The sequence below is a fragment of the Enterobacter sp. J49 genome (genome assembly GCF_002148625.1).
In the GTDB taxonomy this organism is placed as follows: Bacteria; Pseudomonadota; Gammaproteobacteria; order Enterobacterales; family Enterobacteriaceae; genus Enterobacter; species Enterobacter ludwigii.
The window spans coordinates 541,423-557,862 of record NZ_MWPY01000030.1; the positions used below are offsets into that span (position 1 = coordinate 541,423).

A 16,440-nucleotide genomic window follows, 5' to 3' on the forward strand; every position below is an offset into this window, starting at 1 on the left:
TCGGTTCACTATTATTTTTTATTGTCATCTATAAAAAAGCGGGGGCTTATCCCCCGCTTTTATTCATTACCAGGTATATTTCACACCCAGATTTGCGCCCCAGTTCTGGTCAACGTCACCGCCGCCCAGATAAGTGGCATCAGTGTAAGCACTGAAGTTCTTCGTAAAGCTAAACTGGGTACCCAGACCAACCCGCACTGCGGAGCCTTTCACGCCATTATCAATGCTGTCACCGTTAACATCGGCATCGTTACCAGCGTCGTCATAGACATAAGCGAGTTTGAAGTAAGGCGTAAGCGCCTGGTCACCGCCGTAGTTAAAGGTGTAACCGGCATCCACACCCGCTTCGTAACGCAGGCTGTCATAGGATTGACTATCCATGCGCATGTCGTTGCTGAGGCGATAGTCATCACCGGACTGGAACAGACCCGACACGGCTGCGTATGGCGTCACATAACCAGAGAGGTTTGGTTTCCAGTCATAGCCCAGTTTCAACCCAAAACCAACGGCGTCGGTGGTGGTGTTACCGTCAACATACTGACCATTGCTCATGGTCGCGGAGAGATCGTTGTTGAATCGGGTGTAGCTCAGGGAACTGTCGATGAACAGATCGTTCGCAAACTTCGCGGACGCGTACATCATTGCCGTCTGGCTGTCCTGATCCACCTGACCGGTGCGATCGCTGATATCGCCTTTGGCGAAACCTGCCGCACCACCGACTATCCACTTCGCATTATTACCGTCAATCAGGGTATCCAGACCAACCATGATACCGCTCACGTCCTGATCGTAGCTGATAACGCCATTATCGCCGTCGAAGTTGCCGCCAACGTAGCTTACCCATGCCCCGCCGTTATCCGCCAGGCCATGACGGCTGTTGGTCAGACGCGCGCTAACTGCATCCTGCTGCAGATTCCAGATGTTGGTGTTGGCAGACGGGATGCTCAGCGCCATGTTGGCATAATCGGTCAGCGCTTGCTGTTGCAGAACAACAGTGTCGCCTTTCTGCTGCGCCTGATAAGTATATGCGCCTAAATCGGCTTTATTTGCCGCAGTGAAGCTGGCGCGGGTCTCCGTGTTGTTGTCATAAACACGGATAATCTCCTGGCCTTTATAGTCAGCAACAGAGCCGGCGCCGGTGGCGTTGTCGATACGCACGGCGTAATTCCCTGCCACGTCACCATTCACGGCCAAATGGCCGTCAGCGTTGAGTGCCACAACGCCGTAGTCGTAATCGGCTTTGCTCATATCGTTGGTGATATAGCGGGCGTTGTTCAGATCGCTGTTCAACACGTAATCACGGCTGGCCACGTTCAGCACGCCGCCATCCGTTAACACCATATTGTGCGTATCCACCTGGCCGAGGCCGAGAGACAGCTCCGCACCGTTGTCCACGGTAATGGTATTGGCATACAGCTCCGCGGTTTCCTCTGTCAGGGCCGCACGGCTGTCGCTGTCCAGATAGAGGCTGTCGGTTGCCACGGCACCCTTGTCACCGATGTTCAGAGATGAAGCATTGGACAGGGTGATGGAATCAGCCAGCAGGCCCGAGTTTTCAACATTGACCTGCGAATGATTATTCACCGTCAGCGTGTCGATGTTAGAGAGCTTACGGGTATCCCACTCAGAGCCGTTATCCAGCGTGACGTTGAACAGACCGCTCTGATAGACCGCTTCACCCGCGACATGTCCATTATTGTCGAACGTGGAATCCGGCCAGATGCTATCTGGAGAGAGGGTGCGCCAGTCAACGTCACTGTAGCCCAGGCCATACATCTGCGCGGTGCCGATGGCCTCAACGCTGGACTGCGCTGCGCCGACCCATTTGCTGCCATTGGTCAGCGTGACGTCCAGCTTATCGGTGTCATCCCAGCCGTTGGTGGTTGGGTTGTATATACCGTCAGCCGTCGTATCGGTTGCCGGATCGCCGTTCGGGTAGAAGTTGTTATCGAAGGTACTGGAGAACAGGATATCGCCGGTGATCGTGGAGTGATCGAACGTGGCGGTGGTCTGCATCGCGTTGTCAGACGCACTGGCAGCAACAATCAGCGCCGCGTCGTCAGCCGCAGTGGCATTGGTTTCACCGTAATCACTCGGCTTCGCGGTTTGACCATAGAACCCGCTGGTGCCCAGGTCACTGTATGCGCCAGAGGTCAGCACCGAGTCTTTCACCAGCAGCGTGTCGGTAAAGACATTGCTGCTGTTCGCCACACCTTCCACACCGTCATACGGGGTATTATCCCGTTCCTGATACCCCTGAGTCAGGGTAATGCCGGCGATGTGAGAGTTATTCTGAATAACAATATCCGATTCCACATCCAGGGTAATTGCATTGCCCAGCGCATAGGTGTCCAGATAGTGCGTTTCCGTATTTTCCCCGTTCACAACGTCATACGCATAATGCTCGTAAGTATCATTGATCGTGGAGTTATCGACGGTCAGGCTAAAACGGTCGTATTGAGAATGGGTTGTGCCGTCCGTATCCACGCCATCAGCACATGACGCGGTCATGCATTCTGAGGTGATCATGCCATTAATGGTGCTGTTGGAAATGCTCAGCGCATTCGCACGACCATTGATACCATCATCTAAATAATATGTTGATATAACACCATTCACGGTGGATTTATTAATCACCGGATAAATATCACCATCGTGCGTCGCATCAGAGTAATCCCAGTCAGCGTAACCATAATACCAGGGTGCAGCTGCCGTATTATCATATCCGAAGGTATTATATGTCGTACCAGAAATATCCTTCGCATTGGCCTGAGAAGCGATAGCCAGGGTGCAGGCTAATGCAAGTTGTGATACAACCAGTTTCTTTTTCCATGTTTGCATTGGGTCATCCCTCCTCAGGGACGTAAGCAAGTTTGTCCATCTAACGATTTTGCAATACTTAATTGCGGAGGGAATTATGCATTTTCAATCTGAAAAGGTTCAATGAATCATTCCATTAAGTCCGCATTCAGACAAACAACATGAAAATAATGCAGAAGCGATGCAATGCCATCAATAATCATTATAAAACAGGCAGTTAAAACACCCTCTTATAAAGATAAAAAATATAATAAAAATAAATAGATCATTTTCAATGATATATTTACTTCATCATAGAAATAAAACCAATATTTCGTGAACAATTAACGCAGTGGAAGGGAGGATATTATTGATCGCGTGACGCGTTGGCATCGGGATTCCCCCTCGACAAAATGCCCACTTTGGTAAAACACCTTCTTTCACTTTGAGGTACACTAACCCTCTTTGTTCCACAAACCTCAGGCATACCATGACCGATTTAATTGCTCGTCCCCGTCGCCTGCGCAAGTCACCCGCACTACGCGCTATGTTTGAAGAGACAACACTGACCTTAAACGATCTGGTGTTGCCGATTTTTGTCGAAGAAGAGATTGACGACTACAAGGCCATCGAAGCCATGCCTGGCGTGATGCGCATTCCTGAAAAACATCTGGCGCGTGAAATCGAACGTATCGCCAATGCAGGGATCCGCTCGGTGATGACCTTCGGCATCTCCCATCATACCGACGCCACCGGCAGCGATGCCTGGAAAGAGGACGGTCTGGTCGCCCGTATGTCGCGCATTTGCAAAGAGACCGTGCCGGAAATGGTCGTGATGTCCGACACCTGTTTCTGCGAATACACCTCTCACGGCCACTGCGGCGTGCTGTGCGATCACGGTGTGGATAACGATGCTACCCTGCTGAATTTAGGTAAGCAGGCGGTGGTTGCAGCCGCTGCGGGTGCTGATTTCATCGCGCCATCGGCTGCGATGGACGGGCAGGTGCAGGCTATCCGCCAGGCGCTGGATGCTGCCGGTTTTACCGACACGGCCATCATGTCCTACTCCACCAAATTTGCCTCCTCTTTCTACGGCCCGTTCCGTGAAGCAGCCGGTACGGCGCTGAAAGGCGATCGTAAAACGTATCAGATGAACCCGCTCAACCGTCGGGAAGCTATCCGTGAATCCCTGCTCGATGAAGCCCAGGGCGCAGACGCCCTGATGGTGAAACCGGCGGGAGCCTATCTCGACATCCTGCGTGATATTCGCGAACGCACCTCGCTGCCGCTGGGCGCGTACCAGGTCAGCGGCGAGTACGCGATGATCAAATTCGCCGCCATGGCGGGTGCGATCGATGAAGAGAAAGTGATCCTGGAAAGCCTGGGTGCGATCAAACGCGCGGGTGCGGATCTGATCTTCAGCTACTTTGCGCTGGATCTGGCTGAGAAGAAAATTCTGCGCTAAGGCGCAACGGTGCCGGGGGGCGGTTTCGCCTGACCCGGCCTGCTCTCCCTGCCTCACGAAACTTCACCAAACTGCAATACAACCGACATCTCCCCCTTCTACTGTCATCGCAAGACGGCAGGAGGAGTGATCATGTTTAGTCTCGATAGCGTTCTCGATGACCTTTGGCCTCAGGCGAGGCCGGCACCCTGGCAAAAAAGTCTGTTAAAAAGGCTGTTTTACGAAGAAGAATTCCAGCAATTTGCCGCAGCACACCGCCACCTGAAAGGACTGGATATGGTGGAGCAAGTTCTGGAGCACCTTGATATTCTCTGCACCGTTTCCGCCCGCGATCTCGAACAAATCCCCGAACATGGCCCTCTGGTTATCATTGCCAACCACCCGACAGGTACTCTGGACGGGCTGGCGCTGATGTACGCCGTCTCGCGCGTGCGACGCGATGTCAAAGTCGTGACCAACCGGATGCTGACCCACCTGGAGCCGCTAAGCTCGCTGTTTATCCCGGTCGATAATATGGGCGGCAGGACGGCAAAAACGTCGCTGGTACAGATGGAACAACATCTGCAAAACGCGGGCGTGCTGATCTTCTTCCCGGCGGGTGAAGTTTCCCGGCCGACGCGAAAAGGCATTCGCGATAAAAAATGGCACTCGGGATTTATCAAACTCGCCACCAAACTGCGCGCCCCGCTGCTGCCGGTACATATTCAGGCGCACAACAGCCTCCTCTTTTATGCCAGCACGCTGGTATCGCCGACGTTATCCATGCTGCTGCTGATGCAGCAGATGTTCCGCCGTCGCCATAGCCAGCTGCCGATTACAATCGGTCAGCAGATTGCCTGGAGTGACTGGTATAGCGCCACCCTTTCGTCGCGTGAGATGGCCGAAAAGTGCCGTCAGCACGTGATACGTCTTGGCAAGGGAGTGCCTGGCGTCTTTAAAACCCAGTGCGCCATTGCCCGTCCGGAAGACCGGGCTACGCTAAAACGCGAGCTGGCGCAGGCTGAATGTCTGGGCAAAACCGGCGATGGAAAATCCATCTATCTCTGGCAGCGTAACGGCCAGGAAGAGGCGCCATTGCTACGCGAACTGGGCCGCCTGCGTGAGATTGCGTTTCGCGCGGTGGAAGAAGGGAGCGGTAAGCGCCGGGACACTGACAGCTACGATGATGATTATCTGCATCTGATCTTATGGGACGATGAGGATCTGGAGATTGTCGGTGCGTATCGCTTTATGCCCACCGCCAGACAAGTGGAGCGTCGGGGGCCGGAAGGACTGTACAGCTACAGCCTGTTCCACTACGACGACAAAATGCAGGATGTGCTGGAGCACGGCATTGAGCTCGGGCGCAGCTTTATTCAGCCGCGCTACTGGGGACGCCGCGGTCTGGACTATCTGTGGTCAGGCATTGGTGCCTATCTGGCGCGTTATCCCCACTACCGCTATCTGTTTGGTCCGGTCTCGATATCCGGCGGCTTACCGCCCGCCGCGCGGGATCTGTTGGTGGCGTTTTACCGCCTCTGGTTCCCGGCAAGCCATCCGCTCGCGGTGTCACGCCAGCCCTACCCGGCATCGCTTCCTGACGTGCTGGCGCAGTTTGGCGGCGTGGATTATGTCGACGATCTGACGAAGCTGAAATCCCTGCTCGGCAATCTGGGCTGCGGCATTCCGCCGCTCTACAAGCAGTATTCCGAGCTGTGCGAACCGGGTGGCGTACAGTTTATTGATTTCGGAAGCGACCCGGCATTCAACAACTGCGTTGACGGCCTGGTGCTGGTGGATTTGTGTTATCTGAAGGCGAACCGCTATCAGCGCTATATTGAGGCGCATTTGTAACCCTGCTTTCCCCTCTCCCGTCGGGAGAGGGTCAGGGGGAGGCATCAGCCCGCACGGTAAAACGGTTTATCCCCTAAAATCGTCGCCCGCTGCATAATCCGACGCTGCGGCAGATAATCCGCGTTCGCATAGTGTTGCGTCACGCGATTGTCCCAGATCGCCAGATCGTTCTCCTGCCAGCGCCAGCGCACCTGAAATTCCGGCCTGGTGATATGGGCAAACAGGAAGCTTAACAGCGCATCGCTCTCTTTTTCCGTCACGTCTACGATCCGCGTCGTAAAGCCTTCGTTCACAAATAACGCCTGCTTACCGGTTACCGGGTGCGTACGCACTACCGGATGCAGCAGCGGCGGATGTTTCGCGACCGCGTCCTGCCAGCGCAGATGTTCCTCTTCGCTTTTCCGGTACTTGTACTCCTGGAAGGATTTTTTGAAGTCATGTTCGGCCCGCAACCCGCTCAGCAGCGTCCGGAACGGCACGGACAGCGCCTCGAAGGCGGCGATACCGCTGGCCCACAGCGTATCTCCACCGGTGTCCGGCAACAGCTTCGCCGCCAGTATCGCCCCGGCAGGTGGCGTTTCGATAAACGTCACGTCGGTGTGCCAGTTGTCGTTGTCCGGCGGATTATCGTTATGGGTATCCAGCACGATGATCTCCTCCACGCCTTCCGCATGGGGATAGACCGGGTGAATATGCAGATCGCCGAAGCGCAGGGCCAGCGCACGCTGCTGCTGCGGGGTGATCGCCTGTTCGCGCAGGAACACCACCTGATGGCGCAGCACCGCGTGGTACAACTGCTCGAACTGGTTATCGCTCAGTGGACGGGTCACGTCCAGGCCGGAGACCTGCGCACCAATATATGGCCCCAGCGGGGTGATGGTCAGACGTTCACTCATTGTATTTCTCCATGCCAGGGCGTCAGACGTCGCTGTAGCGCGCGCAACCCCAGTTCTAATCCAAAGGCGATCACGGCGATCACCGCGATCCCTGCCAGCACGACGTCAGTCGCCAGAAACTCTCCCGCCGACTGCACCATAAACCCTAATCCGCGCGTGGCGGCGATCAGCTCAGCCGCCACCAGCGTTGACCAGCCCACCCCGAGGCCAATGCGCAACCCGGTTAAAATCTCCGGCAGCGCGCCCGGTAAAATCACAAACAGCAGCACCTGAAGACGGCTGGCACCAAGCGACTGCGCCGCGCGGATACGCACCTGCTGTGCACTCTTCACCCCAGCCAATGCCGACATAGCAACCGGGGCAAAAATCGCCAGATAAATCAGCAAGATTTTCGAGGTTTCCCCGATGCCAAACCAGATCACCATCAGCGGCAGATAGGCCAGCGGTGGGACCGGACGGTATAGCTCAATCAGCGGGTCGAGAATGCCGCGCACCGTCGGGCTCAGCCCCATCGCGATGCCCACCGGGATGCCAATCACTACCGCCGCCAGCAGCGCCACCAGAATACGCGCCAGACTGGCACCTAAATGCTGCCAGAGCGTGGCATCCATAAAACCCTGCGGCCCGGCGATGGTGATGAGTTTCGCCAGCACCTGTCCCGGTGGCGGAAGGAACAACGGGCTAACCCACTGTTGCGCTGCCACTGCCCACCAGACCGCGAGCAATACCAGCAACGTGCCCGCACTCAGCGTGATCTGGCGAGAGAACGGCCAGCGTAACGCGAGACGAGGACGGCGCGTTTTTTCACTGAAGACAATGCTCATGAGAATGCCTCCCGTTGTTCAAATACGCGGCTTAAAACATATTCGCGCTGTTCAATAAACAGCGGATCGGATTTGATACTGCGGACCGGTTCACCGGCCACATAGCGACGGGCAAAGCTGAGCGGCAACCGCTCCAGCACACGACCCGGCCCCGGCGAAAGCAACACCAGTTCGGTCGCCATAAACACCGCCTCTTCGATATCGTGGGTAATCAGCAGTACCTGCTTGCCCGTTTCGTGCCACAGGCGCAAAAGCAGCGTTTGCATCTGCTCACGGGTGAAGGCGTCCAGCGCACCAAACGGCTCATCCAGCAGCAACAGCTGTGGGTTTGCCGCCAGCGCGCGGGCAATCCCGACCCGCTGACGCTGGCCACCGGAAAGCTGCCAGATAAAACGTTTTTCAGCGCCCTCCAGCCCCACCTTTTTTAGCATCTCACGCGCGGTCGCCAGCCGTTGTTCACGGTGAATCCCCGCAAGCTGCAGGCCGAAGGCGACGTTTTCCTGCACGTTGCGCCACGGAAGCAGCCCTTCACTCTGAAAGACCACGCCGCGCTCTGCACCCGGACCCTCGACCCGTTTCCCTTCCAGCTGGATGGAACCACGCTGATACGGTACAAACCCGGCGATCAGATTCAGCAGCGTGGTTTTGCCGCACCCGGACGGCCCCAGCACGACCAGCAATTCACCGCTGTCCAGCGTCAGGTTGATCTCCTCCAGCACGGGTTTACCGCCGTAATCAGCAGACAGATTTGTAATATTCAGCATCGCTTCCCCCTTATTTCACAAAGCGATCGGTCACGTACTGGCTGTAATCTGTCGCCACCGCAGGCACTTTGCCCTGCTCTTTCAGAAACGTAGCGGTATCGACAATCGCTTTATTGACCGGCCCATTGAGCTGCTGGACCTGTTGTGCAGGCGTGAGATAGGTATTGCCTTTCACCAGCCCCGGCACGTCCGCTTCCGGAACGCCGCTCAGGCGCGACAGTTTTTCCAGATTGCCCGTCTCTTTCAGCCACGCATCGGGGTTGCTGAGATAAGGCTGTTGGGCGTCAATGGCGCTTTTAGCAAACGCCTTCACCACGTCAGGGTGTTTCTCCGCGAAGTCTTTACGCACGACCCACACGTCGAGCGTCGGCGCGCCCCACTGCCCCACCTGTTCGGAATCGGTCAGCACGGTGCCGTCTTTTTCCAGCGCATTCACGGCAGGTGCCCAGACGTAAGCGCCGTCGATATCCCCACGCTGCCAGGCGGCAATAATTGCGGATGGCTGCAGGTTGATGATCTGCACCTGGCCCGGCTTGATGCCCCAGTGTTTGAGCGCCGCCAGCAGGCTGTAATGGGTGGTGGAAATAAACGGCACGGCGATGCGCTTGCCAATCAGATCTTCCGGCCGGGTGATGTTTTTCTTCACGACCAGGGCTTCAGAATTCCCGAGCTGTGACGCCAGCAGGAAAACCTCAACAGGCACCTGCTGGCTGGCAGCCACCGCCAGCGGACTGGAACCGATATTGCCAATCTGCACATCGCCGGACGCTAATGCGCGCACGACGGCCGCCCCGCTGTCGAATTTACGCCAGTCCACCTTCGCGCCGCTTTCTTTGGCGAAGGTGTTATCCGCCTGCGCAACTTTTGCCGGTTCCGCAGAGGTTTGATACGCGACGGTAACGTCTACCGCCTGTGCCTGAAATGCCCACAGCGCCAGCGCGCCGAGAAGTGTAATTCGCGATGAAATTGCCATTGTGACTGCTCCCCTTGTTGTTATGAGGGCAGTATTTCCGGCGCAGGAATTTTGATAAAGGAATAAAAAAGAATCGTTAATTCCGATTCGTTTTTAGAAAAAAAGTGGCAAAGGATAGTGAATTTTGTGGGGTTTATTCTGGCTCCCTCTCCCGACGGGAGAGGGATGAGGTGAATGCATCAGACGACACACGGCATCAGCGCTGCGCCTTTAGCTCTGCAATGTCTTTCGGCGTGGTCCGGCAACATCCTCCAATCAACTTCGCCCCGGCCGCCAGCCACTGGGGTAAATAGCCCGCCAGCGTTTCGCAGGCTTCGCCATGGTGATGCCAGGTTTTGGTCACGGCGTCATAATGCTCCCCCGAATTCGGGTAGACCACCAGCGGCAGTGCGGTGAGGCTGTGAAGATGTTTCAGTGCCGCAGTGGTATTTTCCAGCGCGATACAGTTGATCCCCAGCGCCACAATTTGCGGATAGCGTTCCAGCGCAGAAATCACATCGCGCAGCGGCGTGCCGTCGCTGAGGTGCTCGCTGTCACGTAGGGTAAACGAGAACCATCCCCGGGCCCGGGGATACTCGGCCAGAAGCGCCGCCAGCGACTTGATTTCAGCAAAGGATGGCAGCGTTTCGCAGGCCAGCAGATCTGCCCCGGCATCCAGCAGCGCTTCCACGCGCGGGCGATGGAAATCGGTAAACGCTTCTGCGCTTCGCACGTAGTCACCGCGATACTCAGAACCATCCGCCAGGTATGCACCATACGGCCCAACCGATCCCGCGACCAGCAGCGTGCCTGCATGAGGGTTTTCCGCGAGATACGCTTCGCGCGCCTTACGCGCCAGCTCCACACTTTTGCCAATCAGCGCACGGGATTGCGCCTCATCCAGGCCTCGTGCGGCAAACCCCGCAGGCGTGGCCTGATAGCTGGCGGTGATCGCCACCTGCGCTCCCGCCCGGTAGTAGTCCAGATGAACGTCGCGGATAAGATCCGGGTTTTCAACCAGCACTTTGGCAGACCACAGGCTGTCTGCAAGATTACAACCGCGCGCTTCCAGTTCCGTCGCCATCGCGCCATCCAGCACCACAAATGGCTGTTTTTCAAGGATGGCAGTAAGCGGATTATTCTGTGACATGTTCAGGCTCCTGCGATGTCATGTTTCGGGTCAGGTAGTAGGCACCATAACACAGGGCAACAAACGGAAGCCCGCAATAAAGGGCAATACGCTGGCTCGGGTCAAACGCCAGACCAACACAGGCCACCACGCAGAGGATAAAGCCGAGCACCGGCACCAGCGGATACCACGGCGCGCGATACTGCAGAGCGGAAAGCGGCTGACCAGACTGAAGATGGCGACGACGGAAGACAAAATGCGACGCGCAGATGCTGATCCAGACCGCCACCACAGCAAAGCCTGAGATGGCGGACAGTGCGACAAACACCGTGTCCGGTGCCACCACGCTTGAGAACAGCGCCAGTACGCCGCCAAGCATTGAAACAGAAATCGCCGTCATGGGTACGCCGTTTTTATTAACGCGCGCAAAGCAACGCGGCAGCGTTTTTTCATTCGAGAGCGACCAGAGCATGCGGCCAGAAGCGTACAGGCCCGAGTTCGCCGCCGACAGGATGGCCGTCAGGATCACGAAGTTAAAAATATCAGCCGCGTACGGAATACCGACCTTTTCGAACACCAGTACAAACGGACTTTTTTCCACGCCGGCCTGATGCATCGGGATCAGCGCGGCCAGCACAAACACGGTACCAATAAAGAAGATGATCAGCCGGGCAATGGTGGTACGAATGGCAACCGGAATCACCTTGTGCGGGTTTTCCGTCTCACCCGCCGCGATACCGATAAGCTCTGTCCCGGAGAAGGCGAAATTCACCGCGACCATGGTCATCAGGATGGGCAGGCCGCCGTGCGGGAACCAGCCTTCGGCGGTAAGGTTGGTTAAGCCCGGCGCGGGAGAACCGTCCTGCATCGGGATAAAGCCAAACACCGCAGCGCCGCCAAGAATAATAAAGGCAATAATGGTGATGACTTTCACCAGCGAGAACCAGAACTCGCCTTCGGCAAAGAAGCGCGTGGAGATGACGTTAAGACCGAAGATCACCACGCAGAACACCACGCACCACGTCCAGACGGGCACCTGCGGGAACCAGTACTGCATACAGAACCCGGCGGCGGTAAAGCTCGACCCGAGCGCCACCGTCCAGGTAAGCCAGTAAAGCCACGCCACGGTATAGCCTGTAGCCGGTCCAAGATAGCGGGCGGCATAGACGTGAAACGCGCCGGTTTCCGGCATCGCAACGGAAAGTTCGCCCAGACACTGCATCACCAGCCAGACCACCAGCGCGCCAATCAGGTACGCCAGCAGCGTTCCCGCGGCCCCGGTCGTTGAAATGATATAACCAGTATTGAAAAATAACCCTGTCCCAATGACCCCACCCAGCGAGAGCATAATCAGGTGGCGTGTTTTCATGGTGCGCTTAAGCTGCCCATTTTCTTGTTGTGTTTGCATATTACCTTCTATACGTATGGACATCTAAACATCCAAAGAAGGTGTGTTATACCGCGATTGTTAAGAAAAAGCTAGACGACCAGACGTAATCGGGCGCGCCGCGCGCTGAGTCTGGGGTGGGTTGTGAGGATCACATACAGGAACGGACGCCAGGCCATAAGCACCTCCGCAAGCAGATACTTACAGCATGGCGCGGACCCTGGCGTTCTTCGGTCAGTCGAAAGTGGTATCCGTAAGGAGCGGGTTCATACGCGGGATTTTACAGCGGCGCAATTCTTGGTAAATCCCTCAATCAGTTCTATAGTCGACACAGTTTCATCGTTACAGGATCAACTGATGCGCTTTAACGGACTGACCAAAGGTTTCTTTATCTTCATACTCGCCCTTGTCACCTGGGCTTTCTTCGACGTGCTCTCCCCCTACTTCTCCGCGATTTTATGGGCCGCCATTCTTACCGTTATCTTTAACCCGGTAAAAAACAAGCTGCGCGCGGCGATGGGCGATCGCAACGGACTGGCTTCGCTGTTAACCATCGGCATTATCTGCCTCATCGTCTTTATCCCGTTGATGGTGATCTTTTCATCGCTCGCCATTGAACTGAACGTGGTGTACACCAAGCTGCAAGCGAACAATACCCAATTCCCGGAAGTGGTGGCGAGCATCTTTAACCACCTGCCAGGCTGGGCCAGCGGCTTCCTTGCGGACCACAACCTGACGAACGCGGCGCAGATCCAGAAAAAACTCTCCGATGTGGCCCTGCAGGGCGGACAGTATCTGGCCGGCAGCGCGTTTCTGATTGGTAAAGGGACGTTTGGCTTTGCGATCAGCTTCGGCATCATGCTTTATCTGCTGTTCTTCCTGCTAAAAGATGGTCCGTATCTGGTACGCCAGATCCTTGATTCGCTTCCTCTGTCTGATTTTGCCAAACAGCATCTGTTCGCCAAATTCGTCGGCGTCTCGCGGGCAACGGTAAAAGGTACGGCGGTAGTGGCGGTGGTTCAGGGCACGCTCGGCGGGATTGCATTTGCCATCGCTGGCATTGACGGTAGCGTACTCTGGGGCGCGCTGATGGCGTTCCTTTCGCTGGTACCGGCCGTCGGCTCGGCCATTGTCTGGGTGCCGGCCGCCATCTTCCTGTTCGCCACGCATCAGCTCTGGCAGGGTCTCTTTATCGTTGGCTTCTTCGTCATCATTGTCGGGCTGGTGGACAACATCCTGCGTCCATTGCTGGTGGGAAAAGACACCAAAATGCCGGACTACCTGATCCTCATCTCAACCCTTGGCGGGATGGAGCTGTACGGCATTAATGGCTTTGTGATTGGGCCGCTGATCGCCGCGCTGTTCATCGCCTGCTGGAACCTGTTCTCCGGTCGCGATCACGCGGGTAACGCCGAAGAGCTGGATGCGGATTTCATCGAGGAAGGAAAAAACCCTCCAGATTTGTGATGATATGACGATAAAGACCACACCAGGCGGCACTGTGCCGCCTTTTTTTTCGCCTTAAATCAAACGTTTTCTATAATTTGAAAGAACGCCATCCTTCTCATGTCGTAAAAGGATCCACAGGTGCGAATCGCAACGATAACTAACTGGGCCTATGGTGCCACGGTCTGCCTGACCCTTGTCTCAGGCATCATCATGCTGATGGCATCCAATGCCGACACCGTGGAACGTCATGCCGTGGAACAGCGGCAGCGCTTTGATGAGCTGACGGAGGATATTGAAACCGACGCCTGGGCGCAGTCCGATTTAGCCCGCCTGTACGTAATAAAAAAAGATCCGCAAACCCTCAGACAATACAGCCAGTCAGAGAACAACCTGAAAAATGTCGAGCTGAGGCTGGATAAACTGCGCGATAACGGCGCGTCCGATGAGGAGCTGTCCCTGCTGCGGGAAGGTCTCAAGATTATTGATGCGCTACAGGATGAACAGCAGACGGCCCTGACCAGTACAGAACGGGGAGAAGATGCCCAGGCCATTGCCCTGCTTTATGGTGTGCCCTATGAGCAGGCACTGGAACGCGCGCAAAACCAGATTGATCACTTTCGCCAGATCCTCGACAAGCGGGTGATTGCGTCCGTGCAGGATGCCACCAAAAAATCGAAAGCACTGCGTACGGCCTCTGAACTGATGGTTGGCCTGACCGCCCTGCTGTTTCTGTTTGTCCTGGGCTTTATCCTGAAACGTCGCGTGCTGCGCCCCGTGGTGCGTCTGAGCGACGTGGTACACCGTCTGGCGTCGCAGGATTACGCCGTCGAAACGCCGAATTTTAATCAGATTGATGAGATTGGCGATATGGCGCAGGCGATCCGTATTTTTCGTGAAAACGGCCTTGCCCGGCAACGGCTGGAAAAAGAGCGCGACGCCGACTGGGCTGTCCGCGAACTGCTGGCCCGCATGACGCAGCGGCTGCAAGGGTGTGAGAACTTTACCGATGTTATCAACGTGGCGGAGATGTTTGCCCCCAATATCGCCCCGGGGGTCCCTGGCCGGCTCTATGTCCTTGACCGCGATCCATGGCAGATGCGCTGCGTTGCCCAGTGGCTCTCCCCCACGGGAGAGGAGATGACGTTTCATCCTGACGAATGCTGGGCAGTAAGGCGTGGTCAGAGCCATCCCCCGTTCAGCGGTAAGCCGGATATCGCCTGCTATCATCTGCCGGAATCACTGGCGTATCGTTCGCTGTGCGTGCCGCTTATTGCCCAGGGCGAGGCCATTGGTCTGCTCTCATTCCAGAATATCACCGCGGAAAATGCCCCTGCCCGTGCTTATCTCGAACTGATGGCCGAAGCGCTCGGTCTGGCGCTGGCAAACCAGCGGCTACGCGATGCGTTGCTTGAAAAAGCATTGTTCGACCCGCTGACCGGCTTGCGTAATCGCCATCATCTGGAAGATACGCTTCATACCCAAATGACACAGGCCATTCGTAACGGCGAACCCCTGAGTTGCATGATGATCGATATCGATCACTTCAAGAGCATTAATGACCGGTTTGGCCATGAAGCGGGTGATCAGGTTATTAAAAGCGTATCCAGCATTGTGAAACGGGCGCTCCGTGAGAATGGCCTGGCGTTTCGCTTTGGCGGAGAGGAGTTTTTAATACTCCTGCCAGGGGTAAATGAAGAGGTTGCCTTTACCTTCGCAAACGAGATTTTTGACGCCGTTCACGCGTTAACGGTGCGCAGTGGACTGACCGAAATCGGTCCAGTTGATGTCTCTATCGGAATCGCCAGCTACCCTCAGCATGCCGAAAGCGACAACCTGTTACGCGCGGCAGATGTTGCCTTATACCGTGCGAAGGAATTAGGGCGTTCTCGTATCGTCAGTTTTAGTACGCTCGAAGTTGAATAGTTAAAAAAAGAGACTGTTATCCCTCCTGGCAGTGTCTTTTCCCCTTCTTTGTCTTCCCTGAAACAGCGTGCTTCATTGCCGTACTTGTTTTGGTAATGTTAATTTCGTTTCATTGTTGTAACTCACTGTGCAGAGTAATGTTTCTATGCCTGTACAGGATCCTTGCAAAGATCGTCATATGACGATTTTGAGCACGTCTTTAAACAGGAAATCGTTTCTCTACCTCCTCTCCAGCCCCTCAACCAAAAGAACATAAACCTATATAAAAATTAAAAACCAGTCATTTAAATTTAAAAAATCAATTTAAACGATATTTGCGTTTACCAAACTGCGCATTAAATGGTTTTATATCCCGACCAAAGAGTGGGTAAAACAGTGTTCCGAAACGCTGTTTCCCCACCCTGGAAGTACCAGGTACATCGAAAATGAAAAAACGGGATATAAAACATGTTCAATAAGACATTAATCGCAGCGGCTATCATGTTTTCTGGTGCAGCAATGGCGGCAGAAAGCACGGGTGTCGCAGGTGGCACAATTACCTTTAACGGTTCAGTATCAGATACAACCTGTGATGTGACGACCAACAATGGTTCTGATTTCACCGTCAATCTGTCTCCGATTACCCTTACCGATATGGGGAAAACCGCGGGCATCGTGACGGCTAACGAAAAAGACTTCACCATGAGCCTGAAAAACTGCACAGCGGCAGACGAAGGCACCAAAACCCTCAAAATCACCTTCACCAGCAGCAACCTGTCTGACGACGGTAAATACCTGAAAAACTACAGCGAAGGCGGCGCAGAAGGTGTGGGTATCACCCTGACATCCGATGGCAAGACTGCCGTACCGTTTGATACCGCCTTCAATACCGGCCTCACGTCGGATGATGTTTCCAGCACCGACGGTATTACGCTGACCATGCATGCGAACTACTACAACTTTGGCGGTGCTTCTGTCACCACCGGTAAAGTCGTTACCGACGCAACTTACTCTTTTAGCTACGATTAATACCTCCACCG

General features: G+C 55.2%; 12 protein-coding genes. 5 read left to right on the top strand and 7 right to left on the bottom strand.

From position 1 onward, the window contains the following. Window positions 1–66: 66 nt before the first annotated feature. Window positions 67–2,841 carry an autotransporter outer membrane beta-barrel domain-containing protein gene (locus BJP35_RS11430; protein WP_086463109.1) on the bottom strand — a complete coding sequence of 925 codons (2,775 nt, stop codon included), beginning with the start codon at window positions 2,839–2,841 and terminating at the stop codon, window positions 67–69. 448 nt (window positions 2,842–3,289) lie between these two features. Here BJP35_RS11430 and hemB point away from each other — a divergent pair, with 448 nt between their 5' ends. Further along, window positions 3,290–4,264, top strand: coding sequence for a porphobilinogen synthase (hemB, locus tag BJP35_RS11435; protein ID WP_020885251.1), 975 nt, complete (start codon window positions 3,290–3,292; stop codon window positions 4,262–4,264). A 132-nt stretch (window positions 4,265–4,396) separates the two neighbouring features. After that, window positions 4,397–6,097: a lysophospholipid acyltransferase family protein gene (locus BJP35_RS11440; protein WP_086463110.1), complete on the top strand. Its 1,701-nt coding sequence runs from the start codon at window positions 4,397–4,399 to the stop codon at window positions 6,095–6,097. Between the two features lie 44 nt (window positions 6,098–6,141). Here BJP35_RS11440 and tauD read toward each other — a convergent pair whose 3' ends face one another. From tauD to mmuP, 6 genes are all read right to left on the bottom strand, one after another. Then, window positions 6,142–6,993, bottom strand: coding sequence for a taurine dioxygenase (tauD, locus tag BJP35_RS11445; RefSeq protein ID WP_014168804.1), 852 nt, complete (start codon window positions 6,991–6,993; stop codon window positions 6,142–6,144). Next, window positions 6,990–7,817: a taurine ABC transporter permease TauC gene (gene tauC / locus BJP35_RS11450; protein ID WP_014168802.1), complete on the bottom strand. Its 828-nt coding sequence runs from the start codon at window positions 7,815–7,817 to the stop codon at window positions 6,990–6,992. Before tauC ends, tauD begins: the two co-directional genes overlap by 4 nt. Next, complete coding sequence (tauB, locus tag BJP35_RS11455; RefSeq protein ID WP_086463111.1) at window positions 7,814–8,581, bottom strand: taurine ABC transporter ATP-binding subunit; 768 nt, start codon at window positions 8,579–8,581, stop codon at window positions 7,814–7,816. Before tauB ends, tauC begins: the two co-directional genes overlap by 4 nt. 10 nt (window positions 8,582–8,591) lie before the next feature. After that, window positions 8,592–9,554: a taurine ABC transporter substrate-binding protein gene (gene tauA / locus BJP35_RS11460; protein WP_086463112.1), complete on the bottom strand. Its 963-nt coding sequence runs from the start codon at window positions 9,552–9,554 to the stop codon at window positions 8,592–8,594. A gap of 196 nt (window positions 9,555–9,750) precedes the next feature. Further along, window positions 9,751–10,683, bottom strand: coding sequence for a homocysteine S-methyltransferase (gene mmuM / locus BJP35_RS11465; RefSeq protein ID WP_086463113.1), 933 nt, complete (start codon window positions 10,681–10,683; stop codon window positions 9,751–9,753). Then, entirely contained in the window at window positions 10,670–12,070 is a 1,401-nt protein-coding gene (gene mmuP, locus BJP35_RS11470) for an S-methylmethionine permease (protein ID WP_086463114.1), read from the bottom strand. The genes mmuM and mmuP overlap by 14 nt, the downstream gene beginning before the upstream one ends. 336 nt (window positions 12,071–12,406) lie before the next feature. Between mmuP and BJP35_RS11475 the strand changes: the two genes are divergently transcribed. The 3 genes from BJP35_RS11475 to BJP35_RS11485 all read left to right on the top strand — a co-directional run bounded on the left by BJP35_RS11475 (window position 12,407) and on the right by BJP35_RS11485 (window position 16,429). Then, window positions 12,407–13,516, top strand: a complete 1,110-nt coding sequence (locus BJP35_RS11475; protein WP_020885256.1) for an AI-2E family transporter — start codon at window positions 12,407–12,409, stop codon at window positions 13,514–13,516. 120 nt (window positions 13,517–13,636) lie between these two features. Further along, a complete protein-coding gene (locus BJP35_RS11480; RefSeq protein ID WP_086463115.1) occupies window positions 13,637–15,421 on the top strand; it encodes a diguanylate cyclase in 1,785 nt (594 codons plus the stop codon). A 447-nt stretch (window positions 15,422–15,868) separates the two neighbouring features. Then, window positions 15,869–16,429 (top strand): fimbrial protein, encoded by a 561-nt coding sequence (locus tag BJP35_RS11485; RefSeq protein WP_014168795.1) that lies wholly within the window; start codon window positions 15,869–15,871, stop codon window positions 16,427–16,429. The last annotated feature ends 11 nt before the right edge of the window (window positions 16,430–16,440 follow it).